The sequence below is a fragment of the Streptomyces sp. CA-210063 genome (assembly GCF_024612015.1).
GTDB lineage: Bacteria > Actinomycetota > Actinomycetes > Streptomycetales > Streptomycetaceae > Streptomyces.
The window spans coordinates 9,124,048-9,146,423 of sequence record NZ_CP102512.1; the positions used below are offsets into that span (position 1 = coordinate 9,124,048).

General features: G+C 69.9%; 18 protein-coding genes and 1 pseudogene. 10 read left to right on the plus strand and 9 right to left on the minus strand.

What is annotated here, in order from left to right:
• Positions 1 to 112: 112 nt before the first annotated feature.
• Entirely contained in the window at positions 113 to 2,170 is a 2,058-nt protein-coding gene (locus tag JIX56_RS39970) for a pectinesterase family protein (RefSeq protein ID WP_257548343.1), read from the minus strand.
• 396 nt (positions 2,171 to 2,566) lie between these two features.
• Between JIX56_RS39970 and JIX56_RS39975 the strand changes: the two genes are divergently transcribed.
• From JIX56_RS39975 to JIX56_RS39995, 5 genes are all read left to right on the plus strand, one after another.
• Positions 2,567 to 3,577, plus strand: a complete 1,011-nt coding sequence (locus JIX56_RS39975) for a substrate-binding domain-containing protein (RefSeq protein WP_257548345.1) — start codon at positions 2,567 to 2,569, stop codon at positions 3,575 to 3,577.
• A 298-nt stretch (positions 3,578 to 3,875) separates the two neighbouring features.
• Positions 3,876 to 6,299 (plus strand): sensor histidine kinase, encoded by a 2,424-nt coding sequence (locus JIX56_RS39980; RefSeq protein ID WP_257548347.1) that lies wholly within the window; start codon positions 3,876 to 3,878, stop codon positions 6,297 to 6,299.
• Positions 6,300 to 6,345: 46 nt separating this feature from the next.
• Positions 6,346 to 6,774, plus strand: coding sequence for a roadblock/LC7 domain-containing protein (locus JIX56_RS39985; protein ID WP_020114533.1), 429 nt, complete (start codon positions 6,346 to 6,348; stop codon positions 6,772 to 6,774).
• Between the two features lies 1 nt (position 6,775).
• Positions 6,776 to 7,132 carry a DUF742 domain-containing protein gene (locus JIX56_RS39990; protein WP_257548356.1) on the plus strand — a complete coding sequence of 119 codons (357 nt, stop codon included), beginning with the start codon at positions 6,776 to 6,778 and terminating at the stop codon, positions 7,130 to 7,132.
• A complete protein-coding gene (locus JIX56_RS39995; protein ID WP_257548358.1) occupies positions 7,119 to 7,700 on the plus strand; it encodes a GTP-binding protein in 582 nt (193 codons plus the stop codon). The genes JIX56_RS39990 and JIX56_RS39995 overlap by 14 nt, the downstream gene beginning before the upstream one ends.
• Before the next feature lie 7 nt (positions 7,701 to 7,707).
• Here JIX56_RS39995 and JIX56_RS40000 read toward each other — a convergent pair whose 3' ends face one another.
• The 4 genes from JIX56_RS40000 to JIX56_RS40015 form a co-directional block, all read right to left on the minus strand.
• Positions 7,708 to 8,313 (minus strand): TetR/AcrR family transcriptional regulator, encoded by a 606-nt coding sequence (locus JIX56_RS40000; RefSeq protein WP_257548360.1) that lies wholly within the window; start codon positions 8,311 to 8,313, stop codon positions 7,708 to 7,710.
• Between the two features lie 36 nt (positions 8,314 to 8,349).
• Positions 8,350 to 10,410, minus strand: a complete 2,061-nt coding sequence (locus JIX56_RS40005) for a galactose-binding domain-containing protein (RefSeq protein WP_257548362.1) — start codon at positions 10,408 to 10,410, stop codon at positions 8,350 to 8,352.
• Between the two features lie 364 nt (positions 10,411 to 10,774).
• Positions 10,775 to 11,890, minus strand: a complete 1,116-nt coding sequence (locus JIX56_RS40010; protein ID WP_306819907.1) for a LacI family DNA-binding transcriptional regulator — start codon at positions 11,888 to 11,890, stop codon at positions 10,775 to 10,777.
• A gap of 131 nt (positions 11,891 to 12,021) precedes the next feature.
• The gene (locus JIX56_RS40015) at positions 12,022 to 12,420 is read right to left on the minus strand and encodes an HGxxPAAW family protein (protein WP_257548363.1); all 399 of its coding nucleotides are present in this window, start codon (positions 12,418 to 12,420) and stop codon (positions 12,022 to 12,024) included.
• Between the two features lie 116 nt (positions 12,421 to 12,536).
• Between JIX56_RS40015 and JIX56_RS40020 the strand changes: the two genes are divergently transcribed.
• The 3 genes from JIX56_RS40020 to JIX56_RS40030 all read left to right on the plus strand — a co-directional run bounded on the left by JIX56_RS40020 (position 12,537) and on the right by JIX56_RS40030 (position 15,128).
• Positions 12,537 to 12,998, plus strand: coding sequence for a MarR family winged helix-turn-helix transcriptional regulator (locus tag JIX56_RS40020; protein ID WP_257548365.1), 462 nt, complete (start codon positions 12,537 to 12,539; stop codon positions 12,996 to 12,998).
• A 207-nt stretch (positions 12,999 to 13,205) separates the two neighbouring features.
• Positions 13,206 to 13,337 carry a hypothetical protein gene (locus tag JIX56_RS40025; RefSeq protein WP_257548367.1) on the plus strand — a complete coding sequence of 44 codons (132 nt, stop codon included), beginning with the start codon at positions 13,206 to 13,208 and terminating at the stop codon, positions 13,335 to 13,337.
• A gap of 117 nt (positions 13,338 to 13,454) precedes the next feature.
• Positions 13,455 to 15,128, plus strand: a complete 1,674-nt coding sequence (locus tag JIX56_RS40030; protein WP_257548376.1) for a cellulase family glycosylhydrolase — start codon at positions 13,455 to 13,457, stop codon at positions 15,126 to 15,128.
• 54 nt (positions 15,129 to 15,182) lie between these two features.
• On the opposite strand, the gene JIX56_RS40035 is transcribed toward JIX56_RS40030, so the two are convergent.
• Positions 15,183 to 18,326, minus strand: coding sequence for a glycoside hydrolase (locus JIX56_RS40035; RefSeq protein WP_257551387.1), 3,144 nt, complete (start codon positions 18,324 to 18,326; stop codon positions 15,183 to 15,185).
• Between the two features lie 195 nt (positions 18,327 to 18,521).
• On the opposite strand from JIX56_RS40035, the gene JIX56_RS40040 reads away from it, so the two are divergent.
• Entirely contained in the window at positions 18,522 to 19,505 is a 984-nt protein-coding gene (locus JIX56_RS40040) for a pectate lyase family protein (protein ID WP_257548378.1), read from the plus strand.
• Positions 19,506 to 19,577: 72 nt separating this feature from the next.
• On the opposite strand, the gene JIX56_RS40045 is transcribed toward JIX56_RS40040, so the two are convergent.
• The 3 genes and pseudogenes from JIX56_RS40045 to JIX56_RS40055 all read right to left on the minus strand — a co-directional run bounded on the left by JIX56_RS40045 (position 19,578) and on the right by JIX56_RS40055 (position 21,985).
• On the minus strand, positions 19,578 to 19,724 hold the full coding sequence (locus JIX56_RS40045) for a hypothetical protein (protein WP_257551574.1): 147 nt from the start codon (positions 19,722 to 19,724) through the stop codon (positions 19,578 to 19,580).
• A gap of 379 nt (positions 19,725 to 20,103) precedes the next feature.
• Positions 20,104 to 20,832, minus strand: a pseudogene (locus JIX56_RS40050) (IS5 family transposase); the annotation flags it as partial.
• Between the two features lie 277 nt (positions 20,833 to 21,109).
• Positions 21,110 to 21,985 (minus strand): helix-turn-helix domain-containing protein, encoded by an 876-nt coding sequence (locus tag JIX56_RS40055; protein ID WP_257548380.1) that lies wholly within the window; start codon positions 21,983 to 21,985, stop codon positions 21,110 to 21,112.
• Between JIX56_RS40055 and JIX56_RS48175 the strand changes: the two genes are divergently transcribed.
• Complete coding sequence (locus JIX56_RS48175; protein ID WP_443031947.1) at positions 21,986 to 22,369, plus strand: hypothetical protein; 384 nt, start codon at positions 21,986 to 21,988, stop codon at positions 22,367 to 22,369. It begins immediately after the preceding gene.
• Positions 22,370 to 22,376 lie beyond the last annotated feature (7 nt).

Genomic DNA, 22,376 nt, shown 5'->3' on the forward strand with positions numbered 1-22,376 from the left:
CCCGCGTCGGCTCGCGCGGGCGGCTGTGAACAGGAGACGCACCGGCCCCGGGGAGATAACAGAAAATCGGGGCGGTGCGTCCGACGTGGCGTTCCCGAGGCGGCGCGGAGCGTCAGGTGCCGGGTGTCCAGCCGCCCAGCCAGTCCGCGACCTCCTGGTCCGCGGCCTGCGCGTCCGTGAGCTGCGGCCGGTCGGAGCTCGCGCCGCCCGCGCCCGCGCCGGTGTTCTTGTACTCGGCGAAGCGGTCGTCCTTCCAGGAGAAACCGCCCATGTCGGACCAGGGTGTGGACTTGATCGCGGCGCTGAGCGTGCTGTTGCGGACGGTGGTCTGCGGGTCGACGGTGGTGTCGCCGCCGGGGTGCCAGTTGCGGCCGAGGAAGAAGCTCGCCGCGGACACGTCACCGTTGACGGTGGAGCGGTTGATCAGGATGCCCTTGCGGTTACCGGGCGTGCTGGGGGCGGTGATGTACCCGGCGGAGGTGCCGTTCCAGCGCTTCTTCAGGGTGATGACCGACTTGTCGACGACGACCGTCGCCCGGCCGAAGATGAAGTCGACGTTGCCCGTGACGTAGGAGTTGGTGAGGTAGACCCGGCCGAGCTTGTCCTTGGCGGCGGTCTCCAGCTCCAGGGTGTCCTGGTCGCCGTTGACGATGATCCCGTCGAGGACGATCCGGTCGGCCTGCGTCAGCAGCGCGACGGCCTGGTGGCCGGAGAGGGACTGGTTCGCCGCCTCGTCGAAGTCGTTGGTGACGGTCAGGTTGCGGACCTGGGAGTCGTCGGACTGGATGGACACGGTCGCGCTGCTCGGGGTGCCGTAGGTGCCGGAGCCGTCGGGCTTCTGCATCCCGGCCGCGTTGCCGTACACGATCGTCGTGTCCTTGCGGCTGCCGCCCGAGCCCTGGATGGTGACGTGCGGCTTGTTGGACGGGACCTTGACGACCTCCCGGTACGTGCCCGGCGCGACCGAGATCACCACCCGCGAGGTGTTGTTCGCGGGCACGGCGTCGACGGCCTTCTGCACGCTGGTGAACTGGCCGCTGCCGTCCTTGGCGACGGTGAGCGTGGTGGCCGCGGCGGCGGTGGTCGTGGCCGTCGTACCGATCGAACTCCTCGGTCCCGCACCGGACTTGAGGAGCGCGGGCACGTCGGCCGTCTTGTCGAGGGTGTAGCTGTAGTACGTCTTCGGGTCGAAGGCCGTGCCGCCGCTCTCGTTGCGGCCGGAGGTGCCGGAGAAGACGTTGCCGCGCTGGACGAGGGCCGCCGTCGCGTCCTTGGTGACCGGGTTCCTCATGCCCTGGAAGTAGCTGTTCTCCAGGACCATCTTCGTGTTGCCGCGCGCGTAGTTGCCGTACGAGGAGGTGATGTCCGTGCCGGAGACGTCCTCCAGGAAGTTGTTGTACAGGTGCGCGTGGGCGACGTTGTCCGTGGAGGGGTTGCGCTGCTCGGTCTCGCGGATCCAGTTGTGGTGGATCGTCAGGTCGGCGGTGGTGTTCGTGGTCCAGCCGATGCCGAAGGTCTTGTTGTTCTGGCTCAGCTTGTTCCAGGACACCGTGACGTAGGTGGTGTCCTTACGGCTGTCGATGAGGCCGTCCGCCATGTGCCGCAGGTCGTTGTGGTCGATCCAGACATGGTGGGCGCCGTCCATCTGGATGGCGTCGAAGTCGTGGTCCTTGTCGTTCCAGGTGCCCTGGTAGGAGTCACGGATCGTCAGGTTGCGGATGATCACGTTGTGGACGCCCGAGCCGAGGAAGAAGCCGCCGCCGACGATGTGCCCGGAGGTCCCGGAGCCGACGATCGTCTTGTCCGAGGCGACCTTGATCTCCTTGCCCACCGGGTTCATGGTGATCGTCGCGGCCACGACGATGACGTACGGCTCGGCGGCGGTCGCGTACTTCTCCAGGTCGGCCAGGGTCTTCACGGTGACCGTTCTGCCGTCCCGGCCGCCGTAGGTGCCGTTCTGGCCGAGGGCGTTGACGGACGCGAAGCCGTCGGCGGACTCGGCGGCCCAGGCCGGGGCCGCTGCCGCCGCCTGGGGCTGTGCGTCCTCGCCGAACACGCCGAGGACCGTGCCGTACGCCATGGTTCCGGCGGCGGCCAGGGTCAGGGGGACTCCGGCCACGAGTGCGGTCTTCCTTCTGCGGTGGCGGGCCTTGCCGCTGTTCTCGCTCACGTGTCGCTTCCGTTCCGTGCGGGGGAGTGTCGGTCAGCCGAGCAGTCGCCGCCAAAGGCGCGGAGGTTGCCGCCCTTGCGGAACCAATTCAGGCCAGGAGCGCGGAACTTCGCACCGGGGCCGAGGATGGCTGATAATCGACCCTCCCGCACGGAGTGGAACGGTCCATGTCGCTCGGCCGGGGACCGTGGCGGGCGTTGACACGTGTGCGCAGGTCAGCAGCGGGCTGTCACAGCAGCACATCGATTTTGTTGTTCACTTGACTACCGGGCGTCACACGCGATTGGCTCCGCCCAGCGAAAGTCAGCCAGTCGCCGCACGTCATCGCGGTGATGAGGGCGACTTCGTCCTCCCCAGACGTCCCGCCCCGGTCGCACAGCGAGGTGCCGCACCCCCATGAACCGACCCCCCGCGCCCCACAGGATCTTCACCGCCTGTCGCGCCACGGCGCTCGCCGCCGCCGTCTGTCTGACCGTCGCCGGCTGCTCGGTGTTCGGCGGAACGGACTCCGATTCGGACACGGGCACGTCGGGCGCCTCGGGCGGCGGGACGAAGGTCGCACTGATCACGCACAGTGCCGAGGGGGACGCCTTCTGGGACCTGGTCCGCCGGGGCGCGGAGGTCGCGGCGGCCAAGGACGACATCGAGCTGACGTACGCCAGCGACCCCGACCCCGCCGGACAGGCGAAGCTCGTACGCGACGCCATCGCCGACAAGGTCGACGGCATCGCGGTGACCCTGGCCAAGCCGCGGGCGATGCGGGGCGCGGTCGCCGAGGCCCGCGCCGCGGGCATACCCGTGGTGGCCCTCAACTCGGGCATCGACGCCTGGCAGGCGCAGGGCCTGCTGGGCTTCTTCGGCCAGGACGACAGCGTCGCCGGCCGCGCGCTCGGCGACGAACTCGACGCCCGTGGCGCCGAGCACGCCCTCTGCGTCATCCACGAGCGCGGCAACGTCGCCGTGGAGGCCCGTTGCGCCGGCGTACGGAAGACCTTCGGCGGCCGGACCGAGAACCTCTACGTGGACGGCACCGACATGGCCGCGGTGACCGACGCGATCACCGCCAAGCTCCGCCAGGACCCGACCGTCGACGAGGTCGTCACGCTCGGCGCGCAGTTCGCGCTCGCCGCCGTGGACTCGGTCGACGAGGCGGGCAGCAAGGCCCAGGTCGCCACCTTCGACCTCAACAAGGACCTGGTCAAGGCGGTGCGGAGCGGCGACATCCAGTTCGCGGTGGACCAGCAGCCGTACCTCCAGGGCTATCTGGCGATCGACGGGCTCTGGCTCTACAGGACCAACGGCAACATCAGCGGCGGCGGTGTCGAGCCCGTGCTCACCGGCCCGGCGTTCGTGACCAAGAAGAACATCGCAGGAATCGCGAAGTTCGCCGCGAACGGGACCCGTTGACCCAATGCGCACGGCCCCCGCGACCAGCGGCCTCGGCGCCGCCGCGAACAGACAAACGGAACCTTCCGTTCGGGCATGACCGCACCACGGAACCCAAGCATCCGGAACGGTCGTGTAACGGCGACCCCAAACTTCCGACCACCCCTGCGACGTGCGTTCACTTGTGCGGATAACATCCTGCGCATCCCCTGCGCATCCCCTGTGCGCCGTACCGACAGGTGCCCACCCACTGCCCGCGGACCCCTGTCGCCAGGCCCCCCGATCCCTTCCGCTCCCCGCCAACCGCCCAAGGACGACGATGCCCCCACGGACCGGCGCCCGGCGCCGTCTCGGCTCCATACGTCTCTCGCTGATCCTCCTGGCTCTGATCCCCAGCGTCACGCTCACCGTCAGCTGGGCGGTGACGACGACCCAGATGTTCTCGGAGGGGCTGCGGCTGCGGGCCCAGACCGGACTCAGCAAGTCCACCGGCGCCATGGGAACCGACGCGACCCTCGCCCTGCAGCGCGAGCGTGCCCTGTCGGCCGCCTACATGGCGGCCCCCGGCAGCAGCATGGCCGCCCTGGAGGAGCAGCGCGAGCAGACCGACGCGGCGGTCGCGAAGCTCGCCGCACGCGCGGGCGCGATCGAGGACGCCCCCGACCGCATCGGTGACCGGCTGTACTCGGTGATGGCCGGCTCCGGCAGCCTCGAGTACTACCGGGACCAGGTGGACAACCCCACCGACATCACCCCCGAGCAGGTCCTGGACCAGTACTCGGAGATCATCGACGGCCAGATCCACGCCTTCCAGGAGCTCTCGCAGGTCGACGACGGCGACCTCACCTCGCAGGCCGGCCCGCTCGTCACTCTCGAACAGGCCGCCGAGCTGGTCTCCCAGGAGGACGCGCTCCTCACCCTCAACTGGCCGAAGGGGCAGCTCGACGAGGCGACCAGGGACCGCTTCGCCCAGGTGGTCAACGCCCGGCGCTGGCTCGTCGACAACCAGCTCGTGTCCTCGCTGGAGGGCGAGGTGAAGATCCAGGTCGAACGGATCGTCCAGGGCGGGGACTGGCAGGCGCTGCAGGCCGTGGAGGACCAGGTCCTCTCGGCCCACACCACGGGCACCGGGAACTCCCGGAAGACCGAACTGCCGGACGCCCAGGCCCGCTGGGACGCCTCGATGGCGAAGCTGTCGCGCCAGTACGAGCAGCTGATCCGGGAGCAGACCCGGGGGCTGCTGGAGCGCAGTGGTGAGGAGGCGCGCGCACTGCTGATCACGGCCGGCTCGCTGAGCGCCGGCGGTCTCGCCGCGCTGCTGCTGTGCGTCGTGATGTCCTGGCGCATCACCCGCTCCCTGTCCCGCCGGCTCACCGGCCTCAAGGCGGCCACCCTCAGCCTCGCCGAGGAGCGGCTGCCCGACGTCGTGGCCCGCCTCGACCGGGGCGAGAAGGTCGACGTGGACGCCGCCGCGGCCCCCCTGGACTACGGCACCGACGAACTCGGCCAGGTCGCCAAGGCGTTCAACGCCGCCCAGCGGACCGCCGTGCACACCGCCGTCGAACTCGCCGACACCCGGCGCGGCTTCCAGCGGGTGATCCTCGGCATCGCCCGGCAGAGCCAGAACCTGGTCAACCTCCAGCTCACCAAGCTCGACAAGCTGGAGCGCCAGCACCAGGACCCGGAGATCCTCAAGGGTCTGTACGAGCTGGACTCCACCGCCAGCCAGCTGCGCCGCTACGAGGAGAACCTGGTCATCATCAGCGGCGAGCGCCCCGGCCGCAGCTGGACCGAACCCGTCGCGCTGATCGACATCCTCCGCAGCGCCGTCGGCGAGGTCGCCGAGTACCAGCGGGTCGAGGTGCACGCCGACGACGACGTGTGGATCGCCCCGCCGGCCGTGGCCGACGTCATCCACCTCCTCGCCGAGCTCATCGACAACGCCACCTCCTACTCGCCGGCGCCCAGCCCGGTGAGCGTCCGGGCCGCGATCGTCGCCAAGGGCCTCGCCGTCGAGGTCGAGGACCGCGGGCTCGGCATGTCCGAGGAGGACTACGCCGCGTTCAACTCCCAGCTGGCGGTGCCCCCGCAGTTCGACGTGGTGGCGCTCGCCGACGACCTCCGGCTCGGCATGTTCGTCGTCGCCCGCCTCGCCACCCGGCACGGCATCGGCGTCACCCTGCGCGCCTCGCCGTACGGCGGCACCACCGCGATCGTGCTGATCCCCCACGAGATCGTGGTACGCGAGGCCCCGGCCCCCGCCGAGGACGGCACCGAAGCCGCCGAACCGCCCGCACGGGCCTCGCTCGTCGCCGCGCGGGTCGCCGCCGCCACGGCCGAGCCCGAACCCGAGGGGGAGCCCGCAGGGCAGGACCCGGACCGTACGCCGGAGGAACGGCCCGTCGCGAGCGGGCGGACCGCCGAGGCCGTCGAGGACGGGAACGGGGCACGGCCGGCCGCCGCGAGGAAGCCCCTGGCCGCGAAGAAAGGCGGCCCGATGCCGTTGCCCCGCCGGATTCCGCAGACCAGTCTGGCCGCGGAGCTGAAGGAGGAGGCGGAACCCTGCCCCGACGGCGACGGCGACGCCGACGACTTCACGGCCGAGCGGGCAGCCTCCTCGCTCGCCGGATTCCAGCGCGGAACGCTCCAGGCACGTGACGACGACGCGGAACCCGAGTACCCACTAGGGGAGGAATCCGTATCCCAAGACCCAGGAGACCGGATCCCCGCCTCCGGCACCTGACGTCCCACCGACTCCCCACGCAGACCGCTCATTGAAGGACACACAGATGACACGCCCCATCCCCGCCACGCACAGCCAGCTCGACCAGCTGCTCACCGGACTGGTGGACCGGGTCGCCGAGGTCGACCACGCCGTCGTGCTCTCCGAGGACGGACTGGTCGTCAGCAAATCCACCGCGTTCCTGCGCGACGACGCCGAGCGGCTCGCGGCGACCGCGTCGGGCCTGATGAGCCTCAGCAAGGGCGTCAGCATGGACTTCCGCGGCGGCCCCGTCCGCCAGTTGCTCATCGAGATGGGCAACGCCTTCCTGATCCTCACCAACGCCGGACCCGGCGCCAACCTCGCCGTGCTCACCCGGCAGGGCGCGGACGTCGGCGTGGTGGCGTACCAGATGAACATGCTGGTGAAGAAGATCGGCGAGCACCTCAGCGCGGCACCACGCGCCGGTGTCGTCGCGGCCGACAGCGGCGAGTGAGGTGAACGGAGGCGACGCGGCGGGCCGGCTGGTTCGCCCGTTCACCCTGACGGGCGGCCGGACCCGGCCCGCCCGTGGCGACTTCACCCTCATCACCATGGTGACGGCGGCGGATCCGCAGCCGACCGGGGGCACCCGGCCGCAGCCCGAGCACGCGCGGATCCTCAAGCTGTGTGCCAAGCCGATCGTGGTGGCGGAGCTGGCCAGCAAGCTCGACCTCCCGGTGAGCGTGGTCGCCATCATGCTCTGCGACCTGCTGGAGGCGGGCCGGATCGGCGTGCGCCAGCCACGCCTGATCGCCCGCGCCCCCGACCTGGACCTGCTGAAGAAAGTGAGGGACGGCCTTGGCCGGCTCTGACCCCACCTACCAGGGGATTTCGGCTCCCGACACGGTGAAGATCCTCATCGCCGGGGGATTCGGTGTCGGCAAGACGACCATGGTCGGGTCGGTCAGCGAGATCGTCCCCCTGCGCACCGAGGAATCCCTCACCACCGCCGGGCTCGGTGTCGACGACCTCGACGGCATCCCGGAGAAGCACGCCACCACGGTGGCCCTCGACTTCGGCCGGATCAGCATCGGCCAGGACCTCGTGCTGTATCTGTTCGGGACGCCCGGGCAGCAGCGGTTCTGGTTCATGTGGAACGACCTCGCGATCGGCGCCCTCGGCGCCGTGGTCCTCGTGGACGTGCGCCGCCCCGAGTCCAGCTTCGCCGCCATCGACTTCTTCGAGCGCCGCAAGATCCCGTTCGTCATCGGCGTCAACGGCTTCCATGGCGAGCACCCGTACGAGCCGGATGTGATCCGCGAGTCCCTGGCCCTGCCGGAGAACACCCCCGTCCTGCTCTTCGACGCCCGGGAGCGCACCTCGTGCCGCGATGTGCTGATCGCCCTGCTGGACCGGCTGATCGCCGCTTCCGCCCGCTGACGTCGGATCAGGGGCGGACTTCCTCCCGCACGAGCCCGGCCACGTGGTCGGTGATCGTGTCGAGGATGTCCGTCCAGGCCGCGTCGTCACCCAGGACCAGGAAGTTCAGGGTGAGGCCGTCCGTCATGGCGGCCAGGTAGCGGGCCAGGACGGGGACGGGAACGGCCAGTTCGAACCCCACGGACTGCCGCAACTGCTCGATCAGGTCGGCATAGGTCTCGCAGTACATCTCGTACTGCCGTCGCGCCAGATGCTCGAACCCGGGCTCCCGCAGGGCGTACTGGGTCAGCTCGTAGGTGAGCATGTGCTCGCCCGGGTGGGCGGAGACATGGTCCCAGTACGCCTGGAAACCGGCCCGGACGGTCTCCCTGAGCGTCTCCCGGGGGCGGATCGCCTCCCGTACCAGCGTCACGTAGTGGCCGGTGATGGTGGTGATGACGGACTCGATCAGCTCCTGCTTCGAGTGGAAGCAGTAGTGGAAGACGCTCAGTGACACGCCTGCCTCGGCCGCGATGGACCGGGTCGTCGTCCTGGGGACGCCGTCCCGGGTCATCGCGCGGATCGCCGCCTCGGTGAGCTGTCTGCGCCGCTCGGCCGACGGCAAGCGTGCCATGTGGATTCCCTTCCCCCGTGTGCCCCGTACCCGCGGTCAGCTGCTGTAGACGCCGACCTCGTGGAGGGAGTAACCCCAGTCGGTGCCGCGGTCCGTCCCCAGCATCCGAACATATCTGGCCGTCACGGCGGAGAACTTGGCCGTGTCCAGTCCGCCGTCACCGGCGGTCGTGGACCACACAGTCTTCCAGGTCGACCCGTCGGTCGAGACATCGACCTGGTACGCCTTGCCGTAGGCGCGCTCCCAGTCCAGGGTGACCTTCTTGATCACACGGGAGGAGCCGAGGTCCAGTTTCAGCCACTGGCTGTCGCTCCAGTCGCTCGCCCAGCGGGTGCCGCCGTCGCCGTCCACCGCCCGGCCGGGCTGGTAGCTGGTGACGGGGTTCGACTCGGACGAACTGGCCGTCGCCGTCACGCCCTTGGCGAGGTTCACGCCCGCCCGGTGGTCCTCCGAGGAGCTCCACGTGCCGAGATAGGACTCGGCGCCCCGGAAGAGGTCGTCCACGACGCCCTGGCCGCCGACGAGCCGGATGTCCTCGATCCAGTCCGGGACCATGCCGACATGGGCGGCGCCGTCGGTGTTGTAGTTCCACGTCCGCGAGCCGGTGGTCTGCTTGGCGATGGTGGAGCCGCCGTCGACGCTCTTGAAGGGATACGTCACCGGGTTCGAGGTGTCGGCGCCGCGCGGGGCGGGGTGGTCGCCGATGCCGTTGAAGTCGGTGCCGTAGCCGTAGCCCACGTTGTATTTGGTCCGCAGGGCGTCCGTGCGCTCGGCCTCCTCGCTGAACTCCTCCGAGCCGTGCATGTACTGGGCGACGAAACCGCCGAGGGAGTAGACGCGCTCGGTCCAGTTCAGGTCCATCCAGCTGTGCGAGGACAGCACGCCCGGGTAGGACTCGGCCTCGAAGATGTCGAGGACGGCGCCGGTGGCCTTGACGCTCATGTGGTCGATCTCGAGCATCATCTTGCGCTGCATCATGCCGCGCACCGCGTACTCGCCGAGATCGGTGAGCCCGCGCACGTTGCACTGCGCGTCCTCGTCGTACTCCGGCACCTCGGTGCCCTCCGGCAGGTCCTCCTCGGCCTCCGTGGACGCCTCACCGATCGGGTTGTCCTTCTGCGCGCCCGTGCACTTCTCCGTCTGCCAGAACGTGCCGGTCGACAGGAACTGGCCGACGTTGATCGCCGTACCGAGACCGTGCTCGTCGAAGCGGACACCGCAGAGCGCGTTGTCGAACTTGTGGCACAGGAACATGCTGCGCACACCCAGGTCGTACAGCTCGTCCAGGCCCTTGTCGATGTCCTCCTTGCCGCACTGGGCGACGTCGAGGATCTGCTTGCAGCCGAACGGCTCGGAGGTCTCCACGCCCAGGACGACGGCGAGCTTGCCCTGTGCGATGACGTCGCGGGCCTGCGCGCTGTCGAGGACGATCCGGAACCAGCCCTTGCCGGCACCGCCGTACTGCGCGTCGATGTAGTCCTGCAGGTCGTACGTCAGCTTCGCCTGGAGCCGGATCGACGTCATCTCGTCGCAACCGCGGTCCTTGAACGGGTAGATCGAGCAGATCATGCCGTTGGTCACCAGGTCGTTGACCAGCACGCGCTGGCCGCCGCGCCAGGCGCGCTCGATCCAGGCGTAGTAGTTGGCCTGGTGGGTCATCGAGTCGTAGGCCGGCCAGTCCTTGAACGTCGGGTAGCCGACCGGGTCGTGCTTGCCGTCGCCGCCGTGGGTGATGTAGTCGAAGAGCGCGAGGCTGCCGTCGGGGTAGTGCTCGGGGCAGTCCTTGAGCGCGTCGGCGATGCCGGACGTCGAGAACACCTTGCCGCAGATGAGCCGGCCGCCGAACGCCTCGTTGGAGAACAGGTGGTTGTGCGCGTCCACGAACCCGCGCACGTCGCCCGCCGAGTCGGTCCCCTTGAACGGCTCGCCGGTGACGTTGATCTGGGAGTCGGGCGAGGGACGGGAGGTGGGCAGCCACCAGTCGCCGGTCGCGGCCGAACTGGACGACGGGCTGAGCAGCATGCCCATCGCGGTGAGGAACAGCGCCAGCACCATGAGGGGTCTGCGTCTGCGGTGGGCGCGTGGAGTCCTGGTCATCACTCACGTCCTCGGTCGGGGGGATGCGCGGTCGATCGGCCAGACCGTTCCGGGACGCGTTGAACACCCACGACGCCATAGCCCGATTGTCATGGCTGGCACAAGCGATGTGATGAGAATCGCCATTGGGGTGACCCGAGTCAATAGTCCGGGACGGTTGACCTGATGGCGCTCGCGGCCGAACGACGGGATGACGATTCGTCAAACTCCCGTGAAAGCGAGGCGGTTGGTTCGGCCCCCGGCTTCACGAACCGGTGCGTACGTTCACGAAGGCATGCGTACGTTCACGAAGGCATGCGTACGTTCACGAAGGCATGCGTACGTTCATGAAGGCATGCGTACGTTCACGAAGGCGTGCGTACGTTCATGAAAGCGCGCGTACCGACTGGCGGATCACCAGCTGCGTGCTCAGCACCACGTGGTCGTCGCCCCCGAGACGCTCCTCGCGCTCCAGCGCCAACCGGACCGCCGTGCGCCCCAGATCCTCGTACGGCACCCGCACCGTGGTGAGCGCGGGAGTGAGGTCGGCGGCGAACGGGACGTCGTCGAACCCGACGAGGGAGACGTCACCCGGCACGTCGAGACCGGCCTCGCGCAGCGCGGCCAGCGCCCCGGTGGCCACCATGTCGGTGCCCGCGAAGACCGCCGTGAACTCCAGACCGGCGGCCAGCGCCTCCCGGGTGCGCTGGTAGCCCGAGAGGCGGGTGTACGCGCCGGGGACGTCGAGCTCCTCCGCGTACGCCACGCCGTGCGCCCGCAGGGCGTGCAGGAAGCCGTCCCGGCGCTGTTCGTTCGTGCTGAGTCCGGGGGTGCCCCCCAGGAGGAGGACGCGCCGGTGCCCGGCCGTGAGCAGATGGTCGGTGGCCTGGAAGGCGCCACCCCGGTTGTCGTACTGCACCACGGTGACCGGCAGATCGCCGGGGAGCGGCGGCCGGCCCACCAGCACCAGGCGGGAGCCCGCCGCGTCGAGCGCCGTGGCGTAGTCGGCCATGCGCCGCTGGTACGCCTCGTCCTGCACCGCCCCGCCGACGAGGACCACCGCGGCCGCGTGCTGCTCGCGCATCAGCTGCACCAGGTCGTCCTCGCGGGCGGAGTCGTCATGGGTGGCGCAGACGAGGCTCAGCCGCCCCCGGCCGGCCGCCTCCTGCTCGACCCCCGCGGCGACATGGGCGAGGGAGGGGCCGGTGATGTCCCTGATGACCAGGGCGATCGGGCCCGCGACCCGGCCGGAGAGCGCCTTGGCGTGCACGTTCACCACGTAGTGCAGCGAGTCGACGGCCGCCATGACCCGGGCCCTGGTCTCGGCGGACACTGGGTAGTTGCCGGCCAGTGTGCGGGAAACGGTTGCTAGGGACACTCCGGCCTGGGCGGCGACATCCCGAATCGTGCTGGGCCGCTCGCCGCCCGCGGTGTTGCTCCGTCGACGCCTGGCCCCATGGGGTTCGGGGCTGCTCCGGCGACCGTTTTCATTGACCGTCACGGTTCGACGTTACTGCATGGGGAGGGGAATAGTGGACCACAGTCCGGGACCCGGAGGCCCCGGTGACGGTAAGCGTTTACCGTCACAGTGTCGCCCACCCCGCGTCTCGGTTGCGCCGCCGTCGCGCCGGATCAGGCCGACGGGTCGCCGGCCGTGCCGGTGGCGGTCGCCGTGGCGGTGGCGTTGGTGCTTTCCGGGCTGGTGGCGGGTCCCGGTACGGCGGGGAGCGGGGCCGGGGTGCGGCGGCGGCCCGCCAGGCGGCAGCCGAGGCAGTCGGGGTGACCGCCGTGTGCGGAGCGGTCGCGGGCCCGGAGGCTCCACTGGTCCCGGGGGCGCGGGCCCGGCGGCTTGCCCCAACCGGCGAGGTGGAGGCCCCAGGTGACCAGGAGCGCGAGTACCGACACGGCGACGCCCAGCCCGAACCCCGGTGTCCAGCCGCAGACGCCCAGGCCGAGTGCCGTGGCCCCGGCCGTGCCGATGGCCGTACCGGTCCAGCCGGCGACGGTGTGGCCCTCGTCGTAAAGACTCACGTGTCTGCTCCCCTCGCGCGCCGTGCTGTGCCACGGCACGCCGCAGCCACGCCCACGGCGCCGGACTATGATGTCTTAGCAAGTAAGGAAATTAGCCTGCCCCGGAGGCAAGGGCAATGGAGGCCGACCGCAGCCCCACCGTCCCCGACGCGATCAGTGCCATGGACGGCCTGATCGCGACGATGATCGTCGGTCAGCAGGAGTTCGCCCGGAATCTCGGGCTCAGCGTCACGGACCTCGTCTGCTTCGCGTACGTCCTGGAGGCCGGGGACACCCCGGTCACCGCCGGTGATCTGGCCGGGCGCGCGCATGTCACCACGGGGGCGGTGACCGGCATCCTCAACCGTCTGGAGCGCGGCGGTTTCGTGACCCGGCAGCCGGACCCCGCCGACCGGCGCCGGGTCCGCGTGGTCGCGGTCCCGGACGCCGCCGAGCGGGTGGTGGCCGTCTACGGCCCGTTCTACGCCCGCCTCGCCGCACTCTTCGGTGCGTACTCGGCCGACGAACTCGCCCTGCTCGTCGACTGGTTCACGCGCGCGGGTGAGCTGGCGCGCGGGTATCTGGACGAGTCCTGCTGAGCGCTCCGCCGGAGGCGCGGTGTCGAAGTCGCGGGCCGGTGGGGGCTGGTCGTGCCCATGCGGCGGAGCCGCATATCGAACAGCCCGGCGCCCCCTACGGGGCGCCCTACCGCACCGGACTTCGCCAAGGCCGCTGAGGGCGGGCCCTTCTGCCGCTGTCGCCGGGGGCGTCCCTCGCCGGATCGGGCGCGGCGGGTCGGGACAGCGGTGCCGTCGATCCCCTGGTGCTCGCGGGCGGTGCGTGCCCTCGCCGACGGGTGGGTGGCCGAGGGGCTGTTCGGCGGGGCCGAGCGGGACGCGGTCGTCGCGGCGGCGGTCACGGCGAACCTCGGGCACTGAACACGCGCGAAGGGTTGACGTGTACTTGCCGAAATGGGTTTATGGGAGCGCTCCCATCGCCACCCCCACACTCTTGACGCCTGAGATTCCCGGCGCCCACCCCCACCTGGAGCCGCAATGAGAACTGTGAGAAGGACCCAGCGGAGGAACCCCTTAGCAACCCTCCTGGCCGGACTCGCGAGCCTGATCGGGCTCACGCTCCTCGGTGTCCTCGCCCCGGCCGCCGCCCAGGCCCGGTCGGCCCCCGACACCCTCGCCACCGGCCTGCACATCAGCGACGGCCGGCTGCTGGAGGGCAACGGCAACGATTTCGTGATGCGCGGCGTCAACCACGCCCACACCTGGTACCCGGGTGAGACGCAGTCGTTGGCCGACATCAAGGCGCTGGGCGCCAACACCGTCCGCGTCGTCCTCTCCGACGGGCACCGCTGGGCCGAGAACAGCCCGGCCGACGTGGCGAACGTCGTCGCCCAGTGCAAGGCCAACCGGCTCATCTGCGTCCTGGAGGTGCACGACACCACCGGATACGGCGAGGAGGCCGCGGCCGGGACGCTCGACCACGCGGCCGACTACTGGATCGGCCTCAAGGACGTCCTCGCCGGCGAGGAGAACTACGTCATCGTCAACATCGGCAACGAGCCCTGGGGCAACACCAACCCCGAAGGCTGGACCGCCCCCACCATCGCCGCCGTGCAGAAGCTGCGGGCCGCCGGCTTCGAGCACACGATCATGGTGGACGCGCCCAACTGGGGCCAGGACTGGCAGGGCGTCATGCGCGCCAACGCCCAGTCCGTGTACGACGCCGACACCACCGGCAACCTGATCTTCTCGATCCACATGTACAGCGTCTTCGACACGGCAGCCGAGATCACCGATTATCTGGGCGCCTTCGTGAACGCCGGACTGCCCATTCTCATCGGCGAGTTCGGCGGTCCCGCCGACCAGTGGGGCGACCCGGACGAGGACACCATGATGGCCACCGCCGAGCGGCTGGATCTCGGCTACCTCGCCTGGTCCTGGAGCGGCAACACCGACCCGGTCCTCGATCTGTCGATCGGCTTCGACCCCACGCAGCTCAGCGCCTGGGGCCGGCGCATCTTCAACGGCGCCAACGGCATCGCGCAGACCGCCGAGGAAGCCACCGTCTTCGGCGGCGGCAACCCGGGCGACACCCAGGCCCCGACCACCCCCGGCACCCCGACCGCCTCCGCCGTGACGGCCACGTCCGCCACCCTCTCCTGGACCGCCGCCACGGACAACGTCGGCGTCACCGGGTACGACATCGTCCGGGTGAGCGGCACCACCGAGACCAAGCTGGCGGCCTCCACCACCACCTCCGTCACCCTGACCGGCCTCACCGCCGACACGGCCTACACCTTCGCCGTCTACGCCCGTGACGCGGCCGGCAACCGCTCGGCCCGCTCGGCCACCGTGAACGTCACCACCGAGGAGGGCGGCAGCACACCCGGCGGGAACTGCTCCGTCGCCTACCGCGCCACCAACGAGTGGCAGGGCGGCTTCCAGGGCGAGATCGTCATCCGCAACACGGGCACCACCGCCATCAGCGGCTGGACCCTCGCCTTCACGTTCGCCAACGGCCAGACGATCACCAACATGTGGGGCGGGACTCCCACCCAGAGTGGTGGCTCGGTGAGCGTGACTCCCGCTTCCTACACCTCCACCATCCCCGCCGCGGGCTCCGTGACGGTCGGGTTCATCGGCAGCAAGGGGACGACGAACACCGCACCGACCGCGTTCACGCTCAACGGGGCAACCTGCGCGAGCAGTTGACCGACCTGTTCGAAGCGACCGGCGGGGGCCCGCTCGTGGCCCCCGCCGGTCACGTCAGCGTCGTACAAGCTCGATCCGGTACGTCCGGGTCTGCGAACCGTCCTCACTCGTCACGGAGACGAGGGCCGAGGTCCGGCCGCTCCGGTCCACGGTGACGGTCGCGTACGGGTCGCGGGCCGTCGCCGTGACCGCCGCCCGGTTCGGGTTGTCGGTGACGACCCGGTAGGTGGTGGTGTCGGGGTCGAAGGACGGGATCGGCTGCCCGGCGACCTCGACGGAGGTGGCGGCGGCGTCCGAGGAGGCGCCGGGGGTCTTGGCGTACACCTCGATCTCGCTCATGGTGATGTAGCCGCCCTGACGTGCCGTCATGACCACGCGCACGCCGGTCGCCGGGCCCGTGGCGAGCGGGACGTCGACCACCGGCGTGCCCTCGGTGCCGACCGCGACGGAGTCGCTCGCGTCGGTCCACGGACCGTTCTCGGTCGCCCGGACCTGCACCTTCAGGCTCTCGGGGAAGGAGGCGTTGGTGCCGTCCCGGTGGAAGTGGGCGACGATCCGGGTGAGGTCCCGCGCCTTCGGCAGGGTGAAGGTGAGCGTGTCGGACGGGTTCTTGGTGCCCGACCTCCAGTTGGACCAGGCCTTCTCGGCGGTGTTGCCGTTGCGCAGGCGCTCGGCGGAGTAGCCGCTCTCGGTGAAGGTGGCCGCGACGGAGACGTTCGCGTCGGGCGCGATGTTGGCCGCCGTCGGCTCGGTGACCTGGACCCGTACCGTCGCGTCGGCCGTGCTGCCGTCGACGACCTCCGCCGTGCCGGAGAGGGTGACGACGCCGGTCTTGTCGAACGCCCCTTCGGGTACCGCGTCCCAGGTCACCGGGAGGTCGGTCCGGCCGCCGTGCCTGCCGATGCCGACGACCGTCGCCGGCAGTTCCGGCTCACCGCCCGCGTAGGTCTTGGCGCGGCCGGGCTGTGTCGAGGCGATCGTGTCGACGGTGACGAGGGCCGTCGCGGGGATCTTGCCTCCGAGGGCGTCGGTCGCCTCACCCGTGACGCGTACGGTCCCGGGCCTGCTCCACTTCCGGTCCGACGGCAGATCCCACACCACGGGCAGGGAGCCCCTGGCGCCGTCCCGGAACACCGGCGTCACCGTCGTCGGCAGCTTCGGCCGCAGACCGGGGACGGTGAACGCCTCGGCCCGCTCGGTGCGCAGCACGGTCTCGTCGGTCACGGTCCAGCGCTGGTTGGCCGCCGAGGTGGGGGTGTACGTCGACACCTCGGCGCCGTCCGCCGACGACTGCCCGGTGACGTCGAGGAGGCGGCCGGTGGCGGCGTTCACGAAGGTCCAACTGCCGTCGCCCGTCGTCGACATGATCCACTGGGCGGCTGCGGGGACCTCGCCGTCGGCCGGGTCTTCGAGGACGGCCTGGTGGTCGCGCACGGCGAGTCGCTTGCCGGTCTGGGCGTTGGTGAGGGCGTAGCGCTCGCGGTTGTCGGTGCCGGGCGTCAGCTTCTCCAGGGACCAGAGCTGCTGGGCGCTGCTCGCGTCGGTCGTGCGGATGACGACGCCGGTGCCGTCCTCCGAGGGGGCCTGCGACTTGCCGCTCTGCGCGCCCTGGAGCCGGTAGACGTGCCCGGGCTGGACGAGGGCGGCGTCCTTCGCCACGCCGCTGACGCCCTCGACCAGGAAGGTGGTGACGGACTTGGCGGGGACGTCGAGCGTGGCCGAACGGTCGGTCACCCGGACCGGCGTGCCCTCGACGAGGGCGCCGTCGGCGCTCGTCACGACCGGGGTGACGGTGGCGCGGGAGGAGACCTTGCCGAAGCGCGAGAGGTCGAGGGTGACGGAACGAGCGGTCGCAGCGCCGTTCACGTGGACCACGGTGGCCGCACGGCCGGACTTCTTGACGGCGGCGACGCTGGACGGGTCGTCGACCTTCACGAAGTGGTCGCCGGGGCGGATGTGGTGGGTGAAGTTCCGGATGGTGTGGAACTTGGAGTTGGCGCGGATCGGGCAGGTCTCCAGGGTGTCCTCGGCCGTGCAGTTGAACGGGACGTGGATGCTGCCCCAGTTCTTGCCGGCCGCGGCCTGGGGGATCGCGTCCTCGATCGGCTGCCAGAACACCCAGGCGGAGGGCTCCAGTTCACGCATGTCGTCGACCATGCGGGTGGCGATCCCGAGGCCCGGGTCCATGCCGGTGAAGTCGGTGCCGGTGCCCCAGGTGCCCTCGACCTCGCTCATCCAGAGCTTCTTGTCCGCGCCCTTGGCGATGTCACGCGCGCTGGTGCGCATGCCCGTGCCGTAGGTGTGCACGTTGAGCTGGGGGACCGCCGCCCGCGCGGAGGTGTCGTACGCGTTCCAGTTCTGGGTGAAGATCGTGGGGTTGGTCTCGTCCATCGCCGAGAGCTCGGCGTCGGTCGCGGCCCCTTCGAGCGCCCTGTCGAGCGCGAGGAGCACCTTCTGCTGGAGCGCCGGTCCGGCGTGCGCGCCCTCCTGGCGGCCGCCGGTGGGTTGCCCGTCCGCGCCGATCTGGGTGCCCCAGTAGTTGGTGTTGGGTTCGTTGAGCGGGGCGATGGTGTCGAAGTCGATGCCGTGCGTCTCTTCGAGACGCTCGGTGACCTTCACCAGATACGTGGCGAACTCGTCGACGCGGTCCGCGCGGATCTGGTCCGTGTTCGCGTCGAAGCCGCCGGAGACATAGCCGCTGACGGTCTGGAACCAGGGCGGCGAGTTGCTGAACGCCTCCCACTTGGTGATCTTGTCCTTGATCTGGTCCACCCACCAGCGCTGGCCCGCGTCGGCGTCCCAGTTCCAGTGGTCCGGGTTGTCCGGGTCCCACCACTCCATGTCCTGCCGGGTGGTTCCCTCGGGGGCCTTCCAGAAGCCCTCCATGGTCGCGCCGGCCTTCATGTAGTCCTTGCGGACGTCCGGGGCGTTGCCGCCGCCGATGTTGTAGCGCGCGATAGTGAGACCGAGCCCGTCCTCGCCGAACAGCATGTCGACGAGCTGTCTTCGGACGGGCTCCGGATAGTTGCCCGTGGCGTTGGCGAACCAGACGAGGCTCGTGCCCCACCCCTCGAACTCCTGCTGCCGGTACGACGGGTCGATCCGTACGGTCACCGCGCTCTGCGCCGCCGAGGCCGACGTGTCCGCCGTCGCCGGCGGCGCGGCCGTCAGACTCGCGCCGAGCACCAGGGGAACCATGGGCGCCAAGGCCCGGACGATGCGATGTCGTGGGGACACGACACTCCCTTCCACAACACGGAGGCGGGCACGACTTCGTTGACATGCCCAAAACACGTGCTTAGCATTCAGGAAACTGAAAGCGCTTTCTAGACTCTGTGCTCCCGTTCTCGCACGGCCCAGGAAGATCCACCCACTCACACCGGGAGGAACCACATGAGGTCGTCGTTACGCACCGTTCCCGCTCTCACGCTCGCCCTGTTGCTCGCCTCCACCGCACCCGTCGAGGCGGGGGCGGAGGCGGCACCCCTGGCGGAGACGTCACCCACCGGCTTCGCCGCCGTCAACGCGCTCGGACAGAACGGCACCACCGGTGGGGTCGGCGGCGCGACCGTGACCGCCACCACCACCGAGCAGTTCCTGGAGTACATCGACACCGTGGGCCCGCTGGTCATCCGCGTCCAGGGCACCATCGACATCACCAGCAAGCAGGGCGTCCGCCCCAACAAGACCATCATCGGGGCCGGTTCCTCGGCCGTCATCAACGGCGGCGGCCTGGACTTCTACCGCTCGTACAACGTCATCGTGCGGAACATCAAGTTCACGAACGCCGAGGACGACGCCGTCAGCGTCGGCCAGGAGTCCCACCACATCTGGATCGACCACAACGAGTTCGTGGCCCCGCTCGACGGGGCGATCGACGTCGTCCGCGGCGCCGAGTACGTCACCGTGTCCTGGAACTGGTTCAACAAGACCGACAAGAGCATGCTGCTCGGCCACTCCGACGGCAACGGCAGCCAGGACGCGGGGAAGTTGAAGGTCTCCATCCACCACAACTTCTTCGACGGCTCACGGCAGCGGCATCCCCGGGTCCGCTTCGGTGAGCCGGTGCACGTCTACAACAACTACTACAAGGGGAACGCCCTCTACGGCGTCGCCTCGACCATGAACGCCGGCGTCGTCGTCGAGGGCAACCACTTCGAAGGGGTTCCCAACCCCTGCTACTCCGCGAGCGGCTACGACGCCTCCGGCCCCGGCCGGCTCGTCCAGCGGAACAACGTCTTCACCGGGTCCGGCACCTGCGAGACCTACGGCACGGTGACCGAGCCGCGCACGTACTACGCGTACCCGCTGGACCCCGCCGCCGACGTCCCCGCCCTCGTACGGGCCGGGGCGGGCATCGGAAAGATCGGTGCCTGAACACCCCCCCACGCACACAACAGGAGACCCCCCACATGAGTTCACCTCTTTCTTGCGAGGAGGCCTCGGTGTTCACGCCGAGGTCGGATCGCATCCGGGTGTCGCGACGCGGAGTGTCGCCGCGTCTCCGGGGCGGGTGACCTTCTGCGGTTCCGGAATCAGCAGGTCGCCGATCTCGCAGCCGAGCTTCCGCCCGAAGTTCCTCGCCAAGAGCACCATGGCCCGCAAGGCGCTTTCGGAACGTACCTACACCTGCACCGCTTGCGGAGCCGTGTCCCCACGGGAGCCGGTCGCTGCCGCCTGCATGAGCCGGTATCCGAAGGGCTACCGCAAGCCCACCGACTCCTGGCCCTGAGCCCCGCTGCGTCCCCGGGCCCGTAGCCGGGGGGTTCTTCCTCCTTCGTGTGCCCAGCCGCAGGTTCCACCTCATCGGGCCAGTCCTTCCAGCCGCTTCGCGGCCCGTTCCATCCCGGCGTCCCAGGCGTCCTCGACCCGGGTCTGCTGCACGTGGATATACGGCCTCGGTTGTCCAGCAGCAGGTCATCCGCGACTTCGGCCGATCCCGCGCCAAGGCGCACAAGGACATCGAAGCGCGCCCCGCCCGGTTCCGTTTCAGCCGGTTGATGCCGCACTCGACCGCGTGCCGGGCCTTGTAGTCCTCACGATCGAAGGCCGGAGGCCGCCCACCAGACGTCCCCCGGCGCTTGCGGTGGCCGGCCTGATCGGCAGGTTCCGGGATCGTGCAGCGGATCCCGCGCTGACGCAGATACGCACGGTTCGCGCGCGATGAATACGCCTTGTCACCCCGCACCCGTAACGGCCGAACCCGTGGCCGGCCCAGCCCGAGACGAGGAACCCGGATGGCTTCCAGCACGGCCTTGAACTGCGGGCTGTCTCCCCGCTGCCCTGCTGTGACCAGCAGCGATAACGGCCGCTGCCCTTGCTCGCAGGCCAGGTGAATCTTCGTGCCCCAACCCCCGCGGGACCGGCCCAGACCGTGATCGTCGGGTTCGGCTTGATTGCCGCCCGGCGATTCCTTCTGGGCTCGGCTGTCCCGTCGGGCACCGGCCGCGTGCTGATGGGCCCGGCAAATCGTTGAGTCGACGTTCACGTCCCAGGTGATCAAACCAGCGGCGTCCGCCCGGGCCTGCAGCCCGGTCAGGACCGCCGACCAGACACCATCGCGTTGCCAGCGACGGAAGAGGCCATAGACCGTCTGCCACGGACCGTACTCGGGTGGCAAATCCCGCCACGGAGCGCCAGTTCGCACGCGCCAACGGATCCCGTCGATCAACCGCCGCCGACCAACCGCCGGCCTGCCCAACACCGCGACCGGTAACTACGGCCCCAGCACCGCCCACTGGTCATCTGAAAGATCCCCTCGCCCCACACCGAGATCATCGCGGCACCAGGCGAGGCACGGACCCCAGTTGGTTGGTTCCGTGCCCGCGATCGCTGAGAGGCCCGGCGCGCCGGCGAAAGTACCAGGTGGAGGCACCACGGCCACTGGCCGTTGTGTTACGCCACGAAAGCAGCGGTCCCCACGCGGTAGGTCGCTGAAGCTGCCCCGGCGAGCGGGAGGCGGATTGTTGGAGACAGGCTGTTCAACCAAGGATGTGTCCGCCACCCGTCACAGGGCTCCGCGTCGGCGATGAAGCCGGCCACGCAACGTCGTCAATCGCGAGCCACGGCGCGACGGCCACCGCCATGGGAGTAAGCCCGGCGAACGACTTGACCTCGCGGTGAAGGTGGGACTGGTCGACGTAGCCACTCTCAGCGGCGACGCCGGCGGCGGCGTGACCCGCCGCGAGAAGGCGGGCAGCGTGGTCGAACCGCATCAGTCGGGCGGCGCGTTTGGGCGTGATACCGAGCTGATCCCGGAAGCGAGCCGACAGACGCTTCCGGCTCCAGCCGACCTCGTCCGCAAGGCCGTCAACCCGCGCCCGCCCCCGGCTGGTGCGCATCTGCCGCCAGGCGAAGGCGATCTCTGGGGCGACTGTTGGTCGGCTGCCCAGCCGTCGGCCGAGGAGGTCCGCCGCAATCGTGAACCGTTCGCCCCATGACGCGGCGGCGCGCAGCCTGTCCTCGGTTCGTCCGGCGTCACGGCCCCAGACATCCTCGAGGGATACCACGGCCCCGGTGAGCTCGGTCGCCGTGCCGAGCACTGCAGCCGCTGCGGCCGGATCCAGCCGGATTTGGAGGCACTCGCCCACCCGGCCGCCTGCCCGGAGCTCGCCGGGGAGGAGCCCGACGACGACACTGCCGTGGACATCCCGGCCATGGGTTCGGTGGACGAGGCCTTCGCCCTCGCTCAGGTCGATGAACAAGGTGACGGAGGGATGCGCGACCATCGCAATGTCCACGGATGCCGGGGCACGGTGGCGGAACCCGGCCATGCTGACCCCCGGCAGCCGATCTGACGAGCGGGGGACGGCGATGTCCACAAGCGACCAGTCGAGTGGTGCCCCTGTCGACAGCATATGACCAGCCTAGACCTCATCAAGGGCGGGATGTCAGCGGTCTGTTGCCGCAAAATCGAGGAGCAGCTTGCTGGTTGCCTCGGGCGCTTCGAGCATAGGCAGGTGCCCGACCCCGGGCAATTGTTCGACCCGCGCGTTCGCCACTGGATCAGTGCCTCGATGCGCGGGCAGGACGCGACGCTGGAGCGGCTCCGCGTCGACCGGCAGCTCGAAGAGGCCCTGACCCACGGGCCCGATCCGCTCCACCTCGCCGAGGTGTTCGGGCTCGACGAGAAGACCGCGATGCGCTATGCGGACTCCACACGGGCACACTACTGCAACAGACAGCCGAGCACTCGGCATCGACCTTGGGAAAAGAACTTGGCCCGGATCGACGGGACTTGAAGAATGA